Origin of the sequence: Streptomyces sp. NP-1717 (assembly GCF_022695985.1) — a bacterium.
GTDB lineage: Bacteria > Actinomycetota > Actinomycetes > Streptomycetales > Streptomycetaceae > Streptomyces.
Genome location: NZ_JAAPBF010000038.1, coordinates 1 through 17,733 on the forward strand (window position 1 = coordinate 1; position 17,733 = coordinate 17,733).

Annotated in this window: 14 protein-coding genes and 1 pseudogene; 3 read left to right on the forward strand and 12 right to left on the reverse strand. The window is 71.0% G+C overall.

What is annotated here, in order from left to right; translation table 11 throughout:
* Positions 1-137: 137 nt before the first annotated feature.
* The 9 genes and pseudogenes from GXP76_RS11315 to GXP76_RS11355 form a co-directional block, all read right to left on the reverse strand.
* The gene (locus tag GXP76_RS11315) at positions 138-1,475 is read right to left on the reverse strand and encodes a sugar ABC transporter substrate-binding protein (RefSeq protein WP_242571347.1); all 1,338 of its coding nucleotides are present in this window, start codon (positions 1,473-1,475) and stop codon (positions 138-140) included.
* A gap of 100 nt (positions 1,476-1,575) precedes the next feature.
* The gene (locus GXP76_RS11320) at positions 1,576-3,186 is read right to left on the reverse strand and encodes a glycoside hydrolase 43 family protein (RefSeq protein ID WP_242571348.1); all 1,611 of its coding nucleotides are present in this window, start codon (positions 3,184-3,186) and stop codon (positions 1,576-1,578) included.
* Positions 3,183-4,103, reverse strand: coding sequence for a PmoA family protein (locus GXP76_RS11325; protein WP_242571373.1), 921 nt, complete (start codon positions 4,101-4,103; stop codon positions 3,183-3,185). The genes GXP76_RS11320 and GXP76_RS11325 overlap by 4 nt, the downstream gene beginning before the upstream one ends.
* Positions 4,083-5,225: pseudogene (locus GXP76_RS11330) on the reverse strand (Gfo/Idh/MocA family protein); the annotation flags it as partial. The gene GXP76_RS11325 and the pseudogene GXP76_RS11330, both read right to left, overlap by 21 nt.
* Positions 5,222-6,118, reverse strand: coding sequence for a carbohydrate ABC transporter permease (locus GXP76_RS11335; protein WP_277993259.1), 897 nt, complete (start codon positions 6,116-6,118; stop codon positions 5,222-5,224). The pseudogene GXP76_RS11330 and the gene GXP76_RS11335, both read right to left, overlap by 4 nt.
* 8 nt (positions 6,119-6,126) lie before the next feature.
* Positions 6,127-7,083 (reverse strand): carbohydrate ABC transporter permease, encoded by a 957-nt coding sequence (locus GXP76_RS11340; protein WP_242571374.1) that lies wholly within the window; start codon positions 7,081-7,083, stop codon positions 6,127-6,129.
* A 71-nt stretch (positions 7,084-7,154) separates the two neighbouring features.
* Positions 7,155-8,942 (reverse strand): L-arabinonate dehydratase, encoded by a 1,788-nt coding sequence (gene araD / locus GXP76_RS11345; protein ID WP_242571350.1) that lies wholly within the window; start codon positions 8,940-8,942, stop codon positions 7,155-7,157.
* The gene (locus GXP76_RS11350) at positions 8,939-9,850 is read right to left on the reverse strand and encodes a dihydrodipicolinate synthase family protein (protein ID WP_242571351.1); all 912 of its coding nucleotides are present in this window, start codon (positions 9,848-9,850) and stop codon (positions 8,939-8,941) included. The genes araD and GXP76_RS11350 overlap by 4 nt, the downstream gene beginning before the upstream one ends.
* Entirely contained in the window at positions 9,847-10,491 is a 645-nt protein-coding gene (locus GXP76_RS11355; RefSeq protein WP_242571352.1) for a GntR family transcriptional regulator, read from the reverse strand. The genes GXP76_RS11350 and GXP76_RS11355 overlap by 4 nt, the downstream gene beginning before the upstream one ends.
* Before the next feature lie 217 nt (positions 10,492-10,708).
* On the opposite strand from GXP76_RS11355, the gene GXP76_RS11360 reads away from it, so the two are divergent.
* The gene (locus GXP76_RS11360) at positions 10,709-11,452 is read left to right on the forward strand and encodes an SDR family oxidoreductase (RefSeq protein ID WP_242571353.1); all 744 of its coding nucleotides are present in this window, start codon (positions 10,709-10,711) and stop codon (positions 11,450-11,452) included.
* A gap of 73 nt (positions 11,453-11,525) precedes the next feature.
* Here the strand turns inward: GXP76_RS11360 and GXP76_RS11365 are convergent, their stop codons facing one another.
* Together GXP76_RS11365 and GXP76_RS11370 are read right to left on the reverse strand one after the other, a co-directional pair.
* Positions 11,526-12,344 carry a hypothetical protein gene (locus GXP76_RS11365; protein WP_242571354.1) on the reverse strand — a complete coding sequence of 273 codons (819 nt, stop codon included), beginning with the start codon at positions 12,342-12,344 and terminating at the stop codon, positions 11,526-11,528.
* Between the two features lie 160 nt (positions 12,345-12,504).
* Entirely contained in the window at positions 12,505-13,242 is a 738-nt protein-coding gene (locus GXP76_RS11370; RefSeq protein WP_242571355.1) for a VOC family protein, read from the reverse strand.
* 73 nt (positions 13,243-13,315) lie between these two features.
* On the opposite strand from GXP76_RS11370, the gene GXP76_RS11375 reads away from it, so the two are divergent.
* Positions 13,316-13,726 (forward strand): ACT domain-containing protein, encoded by a 411-nt coding sequence (locus GXP76_RS11375; RefSeq protein ID WP_308354123.1) that lies wholly within the window; start codon positions 13,316-13,318, stop codon positions 13,724-13,726.
* A gap of 120 nt (positions 13,727-13,846) precedes the next feature.
* On the forward strand, positions 13,847-16,339 hold the full coding sequence (locus GXP76_RS11380; protein ID WP_242571356.1) for an excinuclease ABC subunit UvrA: 2,493 nt from the start codon (positions 13,847-13,849) through the stop codon (positions 16,337-16,339).
* Between the two features lie 91 nt (positions 16,340-16,430).
* Here the strand turns inward: GXP76_RS11380 and GXP76_RS11385 are convergent, their stop codons facing one another.
* The gene (locus GXP76_RS11385; protein WP_242571357.1) at positions 16,431-17,726 is read right to left on the reverse strand and encodes a metallophosphoesterase; all 1,296 of its coding nucleotides are present in this window, start codon (positions 17,724-17,726) and stop codon (positions 16,431-16,433) included.
* Positions 17,727-17,733: the final 7 nt, after the last annotated feature.

A 17,733-nucleotide genomic window follows, 5' to 3' on the forward strand; every position in this document is an offset into this window, starting at 1 on the left:
GGGCGGACACGTCCGTGCCCGCCCCTGCCAGAGTGCCCACCGGCCGGCGCCGATGATCCCGGGAAACCCCATCAAGTGATCACTCGTTCAGGTGTGCGGCGGCCGGTCCGCGACCGGTGACGGTCGCGGACCGGGTGTCACTTCTCGGTCTGCTCCTTCCACTCCGCCTGGGCGTCGTTGAGCTCCTTGGCCACCTTGTCGGCGAACTCCTTGGCCGTCATGTCGCCGAGGAGCACCTTCTGGAAGTTCGGCTCGTTGCCGGACTTGCTGATCGTGTTCCAGTCGGGCAGGTAGTACGGCAGGTTGACGATCTTCGTCGAACCGTCGCTGAGCGCCTTCATCGCCGCGGCCGTCGGCTCCGCCTTCTGGATCCACGGGTCGGAGGCCGCGTCGATGTTCGCCGGTATGGAGCCCGCCGACTCGTTCCACGCGCTGTTCGACTTGTGGGAGGCGGCGAACTCGATGAACTTCCAGGCCGCCGCCTTGTTCTTGCTGTTCTTGAAGAGACCGAGCCCGTCGACCGGGTTGGAGACCTGGACACGCTCGCCGTTCTCCTGCGCCGGATAGGGCAGGCCCTTGAACTTCTCCTCGCCCAGCGACTTCACATGGTCCTGGTACGACGCGAGATTGTGGGTCAGCATGCCGATGGTGCCGTTGTCGTACTGGGCGACCATCTTGATGAAGTCGTTGTTGACGTCGGCGGACGGCGTCACCTTCTTGTAGAGGGCGACGTACTTCTCCAGGGCCGCCACGTTCTTCGGATCGTTGACGGTCGTCTTGTCGCCCTTCCAGAAGGACGTGATGCCGGACTGCCCGTACATCGCGTCCATCGCCGGCGCGATCGATCCCGCGCCGCCGCGGATGGTGTAACCGAACTTGTCCGTCCCGGGCTCGGTGAGCTTCTCGGCGGCCTCGTAGAACGCCGACCAGGTGGTCGGCGGCTCAAGACCCGCCCGCGAGAACAGGTCCGTCCGGTACCAGAGGGTGCCGTTGTTGGTGGAGCTCGGCACCGAGTACATGGTGTCGCCGCGACCGCCCGCCGCCTTCACGCTCTCCACCATCGACGGCACGAGCTTGCCCTTGAGCGGACCGGCGTCGATACGGTCGCCGACGGGCTCCAGGACGTCGCGCACCACGAGGTTGGAGAGATACGCGGTGCCGACGCCGCCGACGTCCGGCAGCCCGCCGCCGTCGATCGCGGTGTCGTACTTCTGCTGCACCTGGTCGATGGGCAGGCCGACGTACTTGACCTTGATGTCCTTGTTCTGCTTCTCGAAGTCCTCGATGATCTGCGCCCAGATGTCCCGGCGCTCACCCGTGTTGTTGTCCCACAGGGTGATCTCACCCTTGCCGGACCCCTCGCTGCCGCTCCCGCCGCTGCCGTCGTCGCCACACGCGGTGGCCGTCAGGGCGAGTACCGTCGCCAGGGAGACGGCCGCGGCCGTCCGCCCTCTGTCTGTCTTCGAGACTGTCATGATCGGCTCTTCTCTCTGAGGTCTCTTCCGAGGTCTTTCCGGGGTGTTCGGGGTGTTCCGGGGTGGTGTCGTTCCGGGGGGTGTTCGCGGGGTGTGCGGTTCAGGCGGTGATACGGAAGTCGTCGAAGGCAGCCGTCCCGGCGAAGCCCTCTCCGACCGTTGTCGCCGGGATCCGCGCGGATTCCGGGGCTGTGGCGAACAGCCCCAGGAGCGCGCCGACCCAGCGCCAGGCAGTGGCGGTGAAGACCGGCCCCGAGGCGTGGAAGGCGTCCGGCGAGCCCTCCGGGGAGTCCTGCGAGGACCGCACGGCGGCGGAGAACCGGCACCGTCCGCCCGCGCTCACCTCCACGCGCAGCACGGCGCGCGCGCCGGGCGCGGAGAGCGGACGTGCGGCGTCCCGTTCATGGGTGGCACCGGTCTCGGCGAAGCGGTGCACGAGGTGGACCCCGCCGTCCGTGCCCCGTTCCAGACCGATCCACGAGAAGGCGTCGCCGAGCACCGCGAGTCCGGCCCTGGCACCCGGCTCCTCGCTCTCCAGGGCCAGTGAGACCGTGACCCTGAAGCTCTCCGCCGGCAGCCGCTGCACCAGGACGTGCGGCAGCCGGCGCAGATCGTGGGCCGTCTCCGTACGACGGCACGTCAGCCGTAGCCCGTCGCCCGGGTGCGGCACCGTCCAGCCTGGATCGGAACTCGCCCACCCCGACGGAGGGTTGGCCGCCCACTGCCACTGGAGCCCGAACCGGCCGCCCGGGAACACGTCGTCCGTGGCGGGCGCCTGGACCGGCCGCCTGGGCGCGACGGGTTTGCGGTGCACGCGTACCGGCTCGCCGTCCGCACCGATGACCGGCCAGCCGTCGTCGCCCCAGCGCAGCGGCTGAAGGTGCACCACCCGCCCGTACGCGCCCCGGTCCTGGAAGTGCAGGAACCAGTCCTCGCCGGGCGCGTTCCCGGGGACCCACGCGCCCTGGTGCGGCCCGTTGATCTCCGTTCGCCCCTGGGCCAGTACGATCCGCTCCTCGTACGGACCGAAGAACTCCCGGGACCGGAAGGCCCCTTGCCAGCCGGTCGGCACACCGCCGGCGGGGGCGAAGATCCAGTACCAGCCGTCGCGCAGATACAGCTTCGGCCCCTCCAGCGTGAACCAGCCGGGCAGCGCGTCCCCGTCCACGACGGTCGTCCCGTCGTCGAGCAGCCGGCGCCCGTCCGGGCTCATCCGGTGCCCCGTCAGCCGGTTCTTGACGCCCGAGCGCGACTTCGCCCAGGCGTGCACCAGATAGGCCTCACCGGTCCGCTCGTCCCACAGTGGACAGGCGTCGATCAGCCCCTTGCCGGCCTTGAGGAGGAAGGGTTCGCTCCACGGCCCCGTGATCCGCTCGGCGTTGATCTGCTGGATCCCGTGGTCCGGGTCGCCCCAGAAGATCCAGAACCGGCCCGCGTGATGCCGCAGCGAAGGCGCCCACACCCCGCCGTCCTGGCGGGGCTCGGCGAACTCCGCGGCCGGCACGAGCCGGTCCAGGGCGTGCCCGACCAGCGACCAGTTGACCAGGTCGCGGGAGTGCAGCAGCGGCAGCCCCGGCGCCCGGCCGAAGCTGGACGCGGTCAGGTAGTAGTCGTCACCGACCCGGATGACGTCGGGGTCGGACCAGTCGGCGTTCAGTACCGGGTTGCGGTACGTTCCGTCGCCGAGATCGGCGCGCCACGGCAGGCTCATGACGGCGCCGCCTCACGAGCCAGCGCCACCAGGGCCGCCGCGGCCGGGCGGTCGAGCCGGCCGTCCGCGACGACGGTGACGATCCGCCGCGACAGGGCGGCGCCCTCGGCCAGCGGCAGCCGCCGCTCCCAGGCCAGTGACGAACCCACGCCCGGGTACTGGCCGGTGCGCACGAACCACGGGTCCCGCCGGGTCTCCTCGTCGCCTCCGGCGAAGACGAGCGTCCAGCCCTGACCGGCGAGCGCCAGCCACTCGGCGGTGCTCCCGTGCACCGCGTCCTCGCCGGTCGCGGTCGCGCTGAACACCTCGGGCCGCGGGTCCGCCGCGCCCTCCTTCGGGGCCCGCCAGAAGAATCCGCCGTACCCGGCCCCCGGCCGCCCGTTGGTGGCCGGACTGCCGAAGGAGAGACCGGCGCCCGACACGTTGGTCAGCGTTGAGGTGATGTCCAGGGCCCAGGCACCGGCGGACAGCGCGTACGTCCGGATCCTGCGCTGCTCCGTGAGGAGTTCGCGTCCCTCCCGTGTCCAGGACAGCGCCTGCGCACAGCCGTCGGGGTCCGGCGCGAGCCAGCCCGTGTGCTGCTGGACGCCGTGGTTGTCGAGCGCCACCGGGCCCTGGTCACGTACATATGTGCGCCCGCCCCAGAAGTTGACACCCGCCACGTCCGGCACGGCCATCGACACCCCGAGGTGGTGCGCGTGGTCGGCGGGCCGCAGTTCGGTGACGACCACACCGCCGAGGGTGCGCACCGGGTGCAGATACGGGCGGGGGGACAGCGTCGCGGGCAGCCGCGGCCGGTGGACGTAGTCGGCCACCGCGCGGCCGGCGAGGCGCAGGATCTTCGTGTCCGCGGAAGGAGCCGCGGACGCGGACGCGGACGCGGCCGAGGACGCCGCTGGGGGCGCCGTCTGTGGCACGGCCCAGTCGGCGCCCAGTTCGGCGAACGTGGCCAGGGTCTCGGCGCTCTCCGCGACCAGCGCGTCCACGCCCCTGACGATCCGGCGCGGCCCGTTGTCCCCCTCCGCGCCGTACCAGGCGTCGGCGGGCAGCCGCGCGGGCGACGGCCCGGTCCTGACAGCCTCCAGGATCCGCATGAACGCGCCGGTGCGGTACGCCGGAACGACGAGTTCGGCGCCCTCCTCCAGATGCGCGACCAGGTTCTCCAGCAGGTCCGTCCGCCCGTACACCGTCTCGGCCGGTCCCCGGCCCGCGCGTTCCACCAGCACCCGGTCCTGCTTGTACCAGAAGGTGACGCGCCCCTCGGTCCCGTGGACCATGACGTACGGCTCCGTGTTCCGCTCCGCGCACAGCGTGACGGCGACCGTGATCCGGGTGGAGCGAGCGGTCCGCAGCCGCAGACAGCTGGTGTCGTCGGCCTCGATGTCGTTGGCCCGGTACTGCTCCAGCTCGATCCCGGAGACGTCCCCGGCCAGGTCGCCGCCGTCGAGGCGCAGGGCCGTCGCCACCGCGTGCGCCAGCGGGTTGGTGAGCACGCCGTCCACGACGTCCCGCCCGTCCAGCGACCGCCGTCCGGCCCAGGGGACGCGGCGGTGGTACGCCTCGTCGCGCACCCACGCGCCGGCGGCGCCGATCCCGCGGAGCCGTCCGATCGCACCGTCGAGGACCAGCTCCCTGATCGCGTCGACGGCGTGGGAGCCGAGGGACTGGAACCCGATCTGGCAGGCCGTGCCGCTCTTGTCCAGACCGGCGAGCAGCCGCTCGAACTCCGGGTACGAGGCGGTGGTCGGCTTCTCCAGCAGGGTGTGGACCCCCTGGGCGGCGGCGGTGAGCGCGAGATCGGTGTGCGTGTGGATGGGGGTGCAGATCACGGCGATCCGCGCGCCCGTACGCTCCAGCAGTTCACCGAGGTCGGCGGACTGTTCGGGCGCGTCGAAACCGGCCAGCTCCGCCGGGGAAAGCGGGTTCAGCTCGCAGACACCCGCGAGCCTCACCAGGCCGTTCTGTTCGAGACGGCGGATGTTGAGCAGGTGCGAGCGGCCGTGACCACGGGCACCGGCGAGCACCACGGGCAGGCTCATCCCTTCACCGCCCCCGCGCTGAAGCCGGTGATCAGCCACTTCTGGATGAACGCGAAGACGATCACGACCGGGACGGCGGAGATCACACCGCCCGCCGCGAGTGCCCCGAAGTCGACGCTGTCCGCGCCGATCAGGGTGGACAGGCCCACCGGGATCGTCTGCTTGTCCTGGTCCATCAGGAACATCAGGGCGAAGAGGAAATGGTTCCAGCTGTGCACGAAGGCGAAGGAGCCGACGGCGATCAGACCGGGCCGCAGCATCGGCAGCACGACGATACGGAACGCCTGGAGCCGGGAGCAGCCGTCGACCCAGGCCGCCTCCTCCAGCGAGTACGGCACGTTCTTGATGAAGCCGCTGATCAGGATGATGGAGAGCGGCAGTTGGAAGACCGTCTCCGCGATGACCACGCTGAGCGGGGAGTTGATCAGCGAGAGGTTCTTGAAGATCTGGAAGAGCGGCACCAGCATCAGCGCGCCGGGGATGAACTGCGAGCACAGCAGCGCCAGCATGAAGCTCTGCTTGATACGGAAGTTGAAGCGCGCGAGCGCGTAACCGCCGGCCAGCGCGACCGTCGTCGTGCAGATCAGGGTGAACACCCCGATCAGCGCGCTGTTCTGGAAGAAGACGGAGAAGCTGCGGTCGTTCCAGACCTTCTCGAAGTGGTCGAAGGTCATCGGCCACGGCACCAGCGAGGTGGAGCCCGCGGGCCGCAGCGAGAACAGCAGCATCCAGTAGAACGGCACGAGGGTGAAGAGGAGGTACAGCCCGAGCGGCAGATAGATCTGCCACCGGGGCACCTCGTCGAAGGCGCGCTCGCGCCGCCGCTTCCGCCGCACCGACGGGGGCTGGTGGCTGCCGCCCGCGGGCCCGGTGGCGGTGCCCTTCTCGGTCATGAGCGCGGTCACTTGTGATCGCCTCCGAACTTGCTCAGGCGCAGATAGAGAATCGAGCAGAAGAGGAGGATCCCGAAGGCGACGGTCGTCAGCGCGGTGGCGTAGCCGAAGTCGTGGGCCTCGAACCCGGTGACCGCGACGTACAGCGGCAGCGTGGTGGTGACGCCGGCCGGTCCGCCCTCGGTGAGGGTGAGCAGCAGGTCGACGTTGTTGAACTCCCACACGGCGCGCAGCAGCGTGGACAGGATGATCGCGTCCCGCAGATGGGGGAGGGTGATGTGGAAGAACTGCCGGAACCTGTTCGCCCCGTCGACCGACGCCGCCTCGTACAGATCTCCGGGGATGGACTGGAGATCGGCGAGGATGAGGATCGCGAAGAACGGCACCCCGCGCCAGAGTTCGGCCAGTACCGCGGCCCAGAAGACCGTGCCGGTGTCCGAGAGCACGGACGAGCCGTACGTGCCGATGCCCGCGTCCGCGAGATAACGGCCCACGCCCGTCGACGGGTTGTAGAGCAGCAGCCAGATCGTGGTGGTCAGTACGCCGGACACGGCCCAGGGCGAGAAGACCATGGCACGGGCGGCGGCGCGGCCCACGAACGTCTGGTTGACGAGCAGCGCGAGGATCAGACCGAGGGCGAGCTGGAGCGTGACCTCGGTGAAGACCCACTTGCCCGAGAAGACGAGGCTGTCCCAGAAGAGGGGGTCCTCGGTGAAGATCCGCCGGAAGTTGTCGAACCCCGCGAAGCCGTTCCGCCAGGGCTTGGTGGCGTTGTAGTTCTGGAGGCTGTAGTAGAAGACGCTGAGCATCGGATAGGCGATGAAGCCCACCATCAGCAGTACGGCGGGGGCTATCAGCAGATACGGCAGGCGGCGTGGTGAGATTCCCGTGCCCTTGGCACGGGTTGTACGGGACCCCGGCTTCTTGGGTGCCCCGGGCGGGGCGCCTGATGAGTCCTGCGCCACAGCTGAGGCCATGACCGGTTCTCCGTTCCTTCGGTTCCTTCGGTGAAAGGGGGTGCGCGTGCTTGGCCGTCTCATCCCACGTACGGGTCGGGGACCTCTCCGGGACGGGCGAGGAAGGCGAAGTCGCAGCCGGTGTCGGCCTGGGTGATCTGGTCGAGGTAGAGGGCCCCGTAGCCGCGCTCGTAGCGCGCGGGCGGCGGGGTCCAGTCGGCCCGGCGGCGGGCCAACTCCTCGTCGGGAACGTGGAGATGGAGGCTTCGGGCATCGACGTCGAGGGTGATGAGGTCGCCGGTGCGCACGAGGGCGAGGGGCCCGCCGACGTACGACTCGGGTGCGATGTGCAGCACGCACGCGCCGTAACTGGTGCCGCTCATCCGGGCGTCGGAGAGCCGGACCATGTCCCGTACACCCTGCTTGAGCAGATAGTCGGGGAGGGGGAGCATGCCGTACTCGGGCATGCCGGGGCCGCCCTTGGGGCCGGCGTTGCGCAGGACGAGCACATGGTCCGGTGTGAGGGCGAGCGCGGGGTCGTTGATGGTGCGCTGCATCTGCCGGTAGTCGTCGAAGACGACAGCCGGACCGGTGTGGTGCAGCAGACGGGGTTCGGCGGCGATGTGCTTGATGACGGCGCCGTCGGGGCAGAGGTTGCCGTGCAGCACGGCGACGCCGCCCTCGGTGGCGAGGGGGTTGTCGCGTTCACGGATGACGTCGGAGTTGTGGACCCGGGCGCCCTCCAGCTGTTCGCGCAGGGTGTCGTGCGCGACGGTGGGGCGGTCCAGGTGCAGGACGTCGGTCAGCCGGGACAGGAAGCCGGGCAGCCCGCCGGCGAAGTGGAAGTCCTCCATCAGGTACCGTCCGCCGGGGCGGAGGTCGGCGAGGACCGGCACGGTGCGCGCGACACGGTCGAAGTCGGCGAGGCCGAGCGGGATACCGGAGCGGCCGGCCATCGCGATCAGATGGATGACGGCGTTGGTGGAGCCGCCGAGCGCGAGGACGGTCGCGACGGCGTCCTCGTACGCGTCCGCCGTCAGGATCTTCGACAGGGTGAGGTCACGCCACACCAGCTCCACGATCCGCCGTCCGGACTCGGCGGCCATCCGCTCGTGCCCGGAGTCGACGGCCGGGACCGAGGACGCGCCGGGGACCGTGACGCCGAGCACCTCGGCGGCGGCGGTCAGCGTGGACGCCGTACCCATGGTCATGCAGTGACCGGGGGAGCGGGCGAGGCCGTTCTCCAGTTCCGACAGCTCGCAGTCGCCGATCAGTCCGGCGCGCCGGTCGTCCCAGTACTTCCACATGTCGGTGCCGGAGCCGAGGACTTCGTCGCGCCAGTGCCCGGGAAGCATCGGCCCCGCCGGTACGAAGACGGTCGGCAGGTCCACGGACGCGGCGCCCATCAGCAGCGCCGGCGTCGTCTTGTCGCAGCCGCCCATCAGGACGGCGCCGTCGACCGGGTAGGAGCGGAGCAGTTCCTCGGTCTCCATCGCCAGCATGTTGCGGTAGAGCATGGGCGTCGGCTTCTGGAACGTCTCGGAGAGCGTGGACACCGGGAATTCCAGCGGGAAGCCGCCCGCCTGCCAGACGCCCCGCTTGACCGCCTGGGCGCGTTCCCGCAGATGGACGTGGCAGGGATTGATGTCGGACCAGGTGTTCAGGATCGCGACGACCGGCTTGCCGAGGTGTTCCTCGGGGAGATAGCCGAGCTGGCGGGTGCGGGCCCGGTGGCTGAAGGAGCGCAGGCCCGACGAGATGTCGCTGCCGTACCACTGGTGGCTGCGCAGGTCCTCGGGGGCGAGTCGGCCGTCGGGGCGGGGGACGTCGCGGCGGCCGGGCGCGGGCGTGTCGCCGTGGGTGCTCATGTCGGCCACCCCGCGATCAGGTCGGCGACCTCCGCGCGTACCGGCTCCGGCAGGACGCGGCTCGGTGCCCGTACCTCACGCCGGCACAGTCCCAGCGCGGCGAGTGCTTCCTTCACGACGGTCACGTTGTCGGCGGACTGCCGTGCCGCACGCAGCTCCTCGAAGGGCCGGATGCGCTCGAAGACCTTCATGGCCGTGCCGTAGTCGCCGGCGCGCAGTGCCTCCAGCATCCCCAGCGAGACGGTGGGGGCGACGTTGACGAGACCCGATGTGAAGCCGGTGGCGCCGCCCGCGAAGTACGAGGGCGCGTACATCTCCGCGAGCCCCGCCACCCAGACGAAGCGCTCCAGTCCCGCGTCCCGCGCGAAGGCCGCGAAACGCGCGGCGTCCGGTACGGCGTACTTGGCGCCGATGACGTTGGGGCACAGCTCGCCGAGCGCCGCGAGGCTCTCGCCGGGCAGTCGCGGATCACGTATGTACGGGACGACCCCCAGCTCCGGCACCGCCTCTGCGATGGACCTGTGGTAGTCGATCCAGCCGTCCTGCGACACATAGGGGTGCACCGGCTGATGGACCATCACCATCGCTGCCCCGCACTCCCGGGCGTGCACCGCGGCGGCGACGGCGGTCGGCACCTCAAGGCCGATGCCGACCAGGATCGTGGCCCGGCCGGCCGCCTCCTCGATGGTCAGCTCGGTGACCGTACGGCGCTCGTCGGGGCTGAGGGCGTAGTACTCACCGGTGTTGCCGTTCGGCGTGAGTGTGCGCACCCCGCCGTCGATCAGCCGGCGCAGCAGCGCCCGGTGCGCCTCGGTGTCGATGGTGTCGTCGTCGGCGAAAGGCGTGACGGGGATCGCCACGACGTCGGCGAGCGCGTCCCGCGACGCGAGAAGACCCTGGCTTGTCATATCTGGTCTCCCTCGGGGAAAGCCCGGCGTACGAACGAGGCGATGTGGTCGTGCAGGGCGAGTGCGGCGCCGGCGGCGTCACCGGCCAGGGCCAGGCGCAGGATCTCCCGGTGCTCGTCGGCCTCCCGGTCCCAGGACGGGTCGGCGGCCCAGGCGACGGTGGAGACGAGAGCGGCCTGGTCGCGCACCTCGTCGAGCATCCGGGTCAGCAGCGGGTTGCCGCACGAGAGATACAGCTCGCGGTGGAACTCCCGGTTGGCGAGCGAGCGTTCGGCCTGGTCCACCGCCTGGTCGGCCCTGAGCAGGGCGTCCCGGGCGGCGTCGAGCGAGGCGTGCCGGGCGAGGGAGCGCCGTAGCGCCTCCGGCTCCAGCAGCAGCCGTACCTCGTAGACCTCATGGGCCATTCCCGCGTCGACGGTCCGTACGGTGACGCCCTTGAACTGGCTCATCACGACGAGGCCGGTACCGGCGAGCGTCTTCAGTGCTTCTCGTACCGGAGTCTTCGACACCCCGAACCGCGCGGCCAGTTCGGTCTCGACCAGGGCCTGACCGGGGCTGAGGCCACCGGTCAGGATGCCGTGTTTGATCGCTTCCAGGACGAACTGGGTGCGGGAGGGAATCGGGCTCGGAGCGAAGGCCATGGGCGCTCTCACATCTCGCGTATCGCGTCTCATATATGACGTACGAAGTACGACGCGAGAAAAGTAGGACCGCTCAGATGTTTCGTCAATGCTTCGCGCAGAAGTTCTTCCGGGGGGTAGTAAGCGCTTGCTATATCTGCGCCGGCACGCGAGGCTGATGGGTCACCCGGTGGGGTAGGGGTGTCGCGACGGACGGGTCGGCCACGCGGGAGGGACCATGGCGGCGCTCACGGGAAAGGCGGCTGTCGTCACCGGCGGCTCACGGGGGATCGGCCGCGCGGTCGTGCTGCGGCTCGCGCGGGACGGGGCGAGCGTGGTCTTCAACTACGCGCGGAGCCGGGACGCCGCGGACGATGTCGTGCGACAGGCGGAGAAGGCGGGCGCGAACGTCGCCGCGGTCCAGCTGGATCTGGCCGGGGCCGGCGCGGCCGAGGAGTTGCTGGCCACGGCCGAGGAACGGCTCGGCGCTCTGGACATCCTGGTCAACAACGCGGCCGTGCACACCGAAGTCGTGCCCCTCGCGCAGACGACCGATGCCGATTTCGACAGAGTGATGGCCGTGAACGCGAAGTCGGTCTTCCTCACGGTGCGTTACGCGGCTCGGCACATGCGGGACGGCGGGCGGATCGTGAACATCTCCACCCTCAACACGGTCTTCCCCGCGCCCGGCAATGCCCCCTACGCGGCCAGCAAGGGCGCCCTCGAACAGCTGACCCTGGTGGCCTCACGCGAGCTGGGCGCACGAGGCATCACGGTCAACGCCGTATCGCCCGGCGCCACGGACACCGATCTGCTGAACGCGGCCAACGAGCCGGAGAAACTGGCGATGGCCGTCGCGATGACCTCGCTCGGACGCCTCGGCCGGCCCGAGGACGTGGCGGACGTGGTCGCCTTCCTCGCCGGGCCCGACGGACGGTGGCTGACGGGCCAGAACATTCGTGCCAACGGGGGCGTCCTCTAGGGGTTGTCCGACACCTCGCACCGTCCGCCCGCAGGGCGGGGCGGGGTGCCGGCGGCCCGCCCCGCCCGCGTGGTCACAGGGTGACGCCGCGATGCTGGAGTGCGGCTGCCTTCAGGAGGGTCACCACGCCGGGATTGTCGCGGCCGATCGCCATGCTGATCCGCTCCAGCTCCCGCTTCTCCGGCGGATCGTTGGAGAGGCGGCCCTCCGACAGGATCGCCACGCGCGTCAGTGATGCGGCGGCGAAGCCGCACACCCCCGCCTCCCCGGCCCTGGTGGAGGAGTCGCTGCGCGGCAGCGTGACGAGGCTGACGTCGGCTTCGGCGATCAGCATGAAACCGTCGACGGCGAACCCTGTCTGCTGACCGAGTGACCACTCCTCGATACGGCCCGCCACGGTGTCCTTCACCCCGCGGCCGGTCTGGGCATCGGCGTCCTCGGCGGTCGGCGGCGTCGTGAGGCCGGCGTTCGGGGGCAGACCGCCGAAGGTTCGGTTCGTGAGGATCTGCCGGGCCTGCACCGGGTTGGTCCCCCGGGCGATCACGATGGTGCGCAGCGCGCGGAGACCGTCGAGAGTCCCTGGCTGGCGCCCCTGCGCGGCGGCCAGGTCGGCGGCGGTCCTGTGGTCCACGTTCTGCCGGCACCACGTGCGGTCCAGCGTGGTCGCCGTCGCGAACTGCGCGGCCTGCGCGAGGAAGTTGTTGTAGACCTGTTGGACGTCCGGCAGTTCGAACAGCGCGGCGTCGCCGGCCGCGACGGCGGTGGTCGCGCCCAGCACGGTGCGCTGGGGCGTGTTCTCCTTCGGTGCCGCCCCGCCCAGCGCCTTGTAGACGGCCGCCTTCGCCCCGCCGGGCGACATGTGGTCATAGGTGGTGTTACCGATCCTGAGCACGGTACCCCCTTCTCCAGGGGCCGTCGCGGCCCCCGTGTCCCGCTGCCCCGCTTTCCCGGTGCGGGGCGGCAACACCGTCACGGTCCCATCGACACACCGGCGGACGCTGGCATTCCACCCAAAAACATCGGTATCCGCCGTATCCACCTGAACGCGGCCATTACCTGGACAGGACGCAGAATTCGTGGCCCTCCGGGTCGGTCAGACACGTCCACGGGACATCGCCCTGGCCGAGGTCGAGGTCGGTGGCGCCCAGGGCCCGCAGCCGTGCCACCTCCGCCTCCCTGTCGTCGCCGGGGCAGGGCAGCAGGTCGAGGTGGACGCGGCCCGGCACGGTCTTCACGCCGGGCGTGCGGAGGAACTCGAGATACGGACCGACGCCGTCGGCGGAGCGGAACGACGCCTGATCGCCGGTCACCTCGTGCGGCGTCCAGTCCAGCGCCCCGTCCCAGAACCGGGCCGTCGCGCGCGGATCCGCGCAGTCGACCACCACCGCCGCGACGGGCCCGGTGTCCCGGTACATCTCCCGGGGCTCCAGCACGCAGAACTCGTTGCCCTCGATGTCGGCGAGGACCGTCCACGGCACGTCGCCCTGGCCCACGTCGGCGGGCGTCGCGCCGAAAGCCCGCAGGCGCGCGACCAACTCCCTCTGATGGGCTGGGGAGGTGGTGGCGAGGTCGAGGTGCACGCGGTTCTTCACCGTCGCCTTGCGTTCCGGGACCGCGACGACGTTGATGCCGACGGCGACGGGGTCCGGCCAGTCGAGGCCGCCGGCGGGGCCGACGTAGGTGGTCCCGCCCGGGCGGTACGCACTCCAGCCGAGCGCCTCCGCCCAGAACCGGCCGACCGCCCGGTCGTCGACAGCCTTGATGTTCACCTGAACAGGTCGCAGCGCCATGCCGGCGATCCTATGCACCCCGCCGCACGGTCCGATACGCGTTCGGAGCCGGTGGCTGCATAGGGTGTGTCCCGTGCCTGGCGAGACTGACCTGCGACGACTCCTGATCGACATGCGGCCGGAACTGAATCCGGGGCGCTTCGTGTTCACCACCGTGGCCGGTGGCATTCCACCCGGGGTCTCCCCGATCGTCACGGTGGCCGAACGCGAGGGCCTGACCATGGTGCTGAGCCAGGAGGAGGCGGAGGCCGCCGGGCTGGGGTACGACTACGTGGCCGGCTGGCTCGTACTGCGCGTGCACTCCGCGCTGGACGCGGTGGGCCTGACCGCCGCCGTCGCCCACGAACTGGCCAGGGGCGGGGTCAGCTGCAATGTGGTGGCCGGGTTCCACCACGACCACCTCTTCGTGCCGTACGAGGTGGCGGACCGTGCCATGGCCCTGCTCGAAGGGCTCTCCCGCAGATCGGCGGCCGGGCGCACGTAGTAACCTGAGTGGTTTTTCCGGGAGGGGCCTTCGGGGGCACCCGGGATCAACAGCCGGGCCGTTTCCGGGTGTTCCGGGGCGCGTACGTACCCCTCCCACCGTCGTGAGAGGACCATGCGAATGACAACTTCCGCGCACAACAACGAAACCATCGCGGTGGTGGGGGCGCGCACCAACAACCTCCGCGATGTCACCCTGACCATCCCCAAGGGACAAGTGGTCGCCTTCACCGGGGTCAGCGGCAGCGGCAAGACCTCGTTAGCGATCGACACCATTCACAGCGAGGCCCAACTCCGCTACCTGGAAGGGCTGTCGCCGTTCATCCGGCAGTACATCACCCAGCGGAACCGCCCCAAGGTGGACCGCGTACTCGGCCTCGGCGCGACCCTCGCCGTCGATCAGCGCCGGCTCAACCGCAACCCCCGGTCCACCGTCGCCACCATCACCGGGATCGACGGCCACCTCGGACTGCTGTACTCCCGGCTGCCCGGCGTCGGCCCGGACGCGGCCGCCGGCGACGGCCACCTCACCACGGCTCACTTCGACCGGCACACCCCGGAGGGAAGCTGCTCCGACTGTCACGGTGTCGGCGGCCGCTGGCAGGCACGGGAAGAGCTGATCATCACCCACCCGGAGTCGCCCCTCTTCGAGGGAGCCTCGCCCTGGTACGCGAAGTGGCGGTCCGGGGAGCACGCGTTCATCCCCGCCCTGGCCGAGAAGCGCGGCGTGGACCTCTCGCGGCCCTGGCAGTCGCTGCCCGAGGACTTCCGGCACAACGTGCTGTACGGCACGGGTGACGAGAAGATCGAGGCGACCGTCGACATGCCGAACAAGAACGAGACGTCGTCCTGGACGTACACCTCCAGCGAGCCGCTGCGCGGAGCGCTCGCCGAGGTGGAGCGGGTCTTCGCCAATGCGGCGACGCCCAGTGCCAAGGAGCGCTACCTGCCGTACATGCGCAAGATGCCCTGCGCCACCTGCGGCGGCACCGGCTACGACGACATCGCCCGGTCGGTACGGCTCGGCGGGCTCGCCTACCCCGAACTGCTGGAGGTCGACGTACGCGAGGTACGCGCCTGGGGGGACCGGGTCACCGCCGGACTCGGCACCGGACAGCGCACGGTGGGCGAGCCACTGCTCCAGGACCTCGCCCGCAGACTCCGGGTGCTGGACCGGCTGGGCCTGGCCCATCTCCAGCTGTCCCGCGGCGCCGCCACCCTGTCCGGCGGCGAACTCCAGCGCACCCGGCTCGCGGCGCAGCTCAGTACCGAACTCAGCGACATCATCTTCGTCCTGGACGAACCGGGCACCGGTCTGCATCCTGCGGACAAGGCGCACCTGCTCGACATCGCGCTGGAACTGCGGGCCGCCGGGAACACCGTGCTCCTGGTCGAGCACGACCCGGAACTGATCGCCCGGGCCGACTGGGTCATCGACATGGGACCGGGCGCCGGGCGGCTCGGCGGCGAGGTGCTCGTCTCCGGCACTCCCGCGGACGTCGCAGCGCACCCCCGGTCGCTGACCGGTCACTACCTCGCGGGAAAGGGGCCGCGACTGCGCCGTGTCCGCAGGCCCGTTGAGGACCGCACCGGCTGGGTGGAACTGCACGGGCTGTCCGCGCACAACGTGACCGCGGACCTCGTCCGCTTCCCCGTGGGCCGGCTGACCTGTCTGACGGGGGTCAGCGGCAGCGGCAAGAGCAGTCTGCTCGGCGCGCTCGGCGCCGGGATGGAGGCGGCCCTGAGCGGAACGGCGGCCGACACCGTCCGCCGGGTCACCGGGGGCGAGCGGTTCAGCTGGGTCGCCGTGGTCGACCAGGAGCCGATCGGCCGCACGCCACGGTCCAACCCCGCCACGTACAGCAAGGCGTTCGACATCGTCCGCAAGCTCTTCGCGGAGACGGACGAGGCACGCAAGCGCGGCATCAAGTCCTCCTGGTTCTCCTTCAACACGGCCAACGGCGGACGCTGCGAGACCTGCACCGGGTACGGACGCAAGCTGGTCAACATGCACTTCCTGCCGGACGTGTGGGTGGTCTGTGACGCGTGCGAGGGGCGCCGCTACACCCCGGAGGCCCTGGAGATCACCTACGAGGGGCTGACCATCGACGGGGTGCTGGACCTGACCGTCGCCGAGGCCGTCGAACGCCTCACGGAGCAGCGGCAGTTGGCCGAGACGCTGGAGGCCCTGGACCGGGTCGGCCTCGGCTATCTGCAACTCGGCCAGAACGCCACGGAACTCTCCGGCGGCGAGGCGCAGCGACTGAAGCTGGCTTCGGCGATCCAGCGTGGCGCGGCCGGCCGCAAGGCCGGACTGGTCGTCCTCGACGAGCCGGTCTCCGGCCTGCACCCCTCCGACATCCAGCGCATGGTCGACGCCTTCGACCTGCTGCTGGACTCGGGCAACACCGTGGTCGTCGCCGAGCACGACATCCCCGTCGCCGCCTCCGCGGACTGGGTGATCGACCTGGGGCCGGGCGCGGGCCCGGACGGCGGGGCGGTGGTCGCGGCGGGTTCCCCGGATGAGGTCGCCGCCGCGGACACCCCGACCGCGGGGTTCTTCCGCCGGTACGCGGCGGGCCTGCCGCTGCTGGGCGAGCCCGGCGACCGCTGAGAGCCGGGCCCCGACCGAGCGCCGGTGCGGAGCAGTCGAACCCGCGCGCGCCGGCGGTCGGGGCTCCGCGCCGGGCCGCGGGAGTACGCGGTCAGGCGCGGGGCGAGGTCAGTTCCACGACGGTGATGTCCGGCTCCGCGCCGAGGCGGACCGGCGGCCCCCAGAAGCCGGTGCCACGGGTCACGTAGAGCAGGGTGTCCCCGTGCCGGCTCAGCCCGGCCACGTTCGGGTCTACCAGGCCCATCAGCTCGGTGAAGGGCCACAGTTGGCCGCCGTGGGTGTGGCCGGACAACTGGAGGTCCACCCCGTACCGGGCCGCCTCCTCGACCTGCGCGGGCGTGTGGGCCAGGAGTACGACGGGCCGGTCCCGGTCGCGTCCGCCGAGCGCGGCCTCGTAGTCCGGGCCCTCGTCCCGCTCGGCGCCGCTCTCGTCCTCCACCCCGGCGAGGTCGAAGCCGGGCAGGGCGACCCGCTCGTTGCGCAGCGTGCGCAGCCCGAGTCCGCGCACGAACCGGACCCACTGGGCGGCGCCCGAGTAGAACTCGTGGTTGCCGGTGACGAAGAACGCGCCGTGGGTGGCCCGGAGGTCCGCGAGCGGTTCCGCCGCCCGTCCCTGGTCGGCCACGTCGGCGTCCTCCACCAGGTCGCCGACGAGGGCCACCAGGTCGGGTTCGGTGCCGTTGAGGAGGTCCACCAACTGCCTGGTGCGGTCCCGCCCCACCAGTACGTTCAGATGGATGTCGCTGATCAGAGCGATCCGGAAGCCGTGGGCCGCGGGGGCGAGCCGGGCGAGCGGCACGGTGATGTGCTTGATCCGGGGAGGGCCGAGCGCGGTGTACGCGCCGTACCCCACGGCGGCGGTGGCGGCGGCACCGGAGACCAGGGCGACGGCCCGGCCGACGAACAGCCGCCGTGAGGGATGGAGGGGCGCGGCGGACGCGGGCTCGGGGGTGTCCGTACCGGAAGAGGCGGGCTCCGGTGTGTCCGCAGTGGACGGCGCGGAGTCCGTACGGTGCGCGGGTTCCCCGCCGGCCACGGATCGCGCGCCGGTCTCCACCGGCAGGGCGGCGCCGGCCCGGCGCCGTTCCACCCGCAGCAGGAACAGCCGGAGCACCTCACCGACCAGCAGCGCCAGAGACAGGTAGAGGATCCCCGCCATCCACAAGAAGCCGGGCCAGCCGACCGCGGTGGCCAGCGTGGCGGGCAGCGCCCGCTCACCGGGCGGCGCGGCGACCAGCAACAGGCCCAGCAGCACGATCAGGACGGTGCCGCCCCGGCGCCACAGGGAGCCGGGAGCCGTGGTGTCGCGGACCGTACGCCGCCACACGTAGTAATGGACGCCGGCCAGCACCGGCAGCACGAGCGCGACGAACAGCGCGGAGGACACCGGGCCC

Coding starts and splice junctions, on each gene's coding strand:
- GXP76_RS11320 (WP_242571348.1), bottom strand. CDS start 3,186: ATGAGCCTGCCGTGGCGCGCCGATCTCGGCGACGGAACGTACCGCAAC.
- GXP76_RS11380 (WP_242571356.1), top strand. CDS start 13,847: ATGACAACTTCCGCGCACAACAACGAAACCATCGCGGTGGTGGGGGCG.
- araD (WP_242571350.1), bottom strand. CDS start 8,942: ATGAGCACCCACGGCGACACGCCCGCGCCCGGCCGCCGCGACGTCCCC.
- GXP76_RS11370 (WP_242571355.1), bottom strand. CDS start 13,242: ATGGCGCTGCGACCTGTTCAGGTGAACATCAAGGCTGTCGACGACCGG.
- GXP76_RS11360 (WP_242571353.1), top strand. CDS start 10,709: ATGGCGGCGCTCACGGGAAAGGCGGCTGTCGTCACCGGCGGCTCACGG.
- GXP76_RS11350 (WP_242571351.1), bottom strand. CDS start 9,850: ATGACAAGCCAGGGTCTTCTCGCGTCGCGGGACGCGCTCGCCGACGTC.
- GXP76_RS11335 (WP_277993259.1), bottom strand. CDS start 6,118: ATGACCGAGAAGGGCACCGCCACCGGGCCCGCGGGCGGCAGCCACCAG.
- GXP76_RS11315 (WP_242571347.1), bottom strand. CDS start 1,475: ATGACAGTCTCGAAGACAGACAGAGGGCGGACGGCCGCGGCCGTCTCC.
- GXP76_RS11355 (WP_242571352.1), bottom strand. CDS start 10,491: ATGGCCTTCGCTCCGAGCCCGATTCCCTCCCGCACCCAGTTCGTCCTG.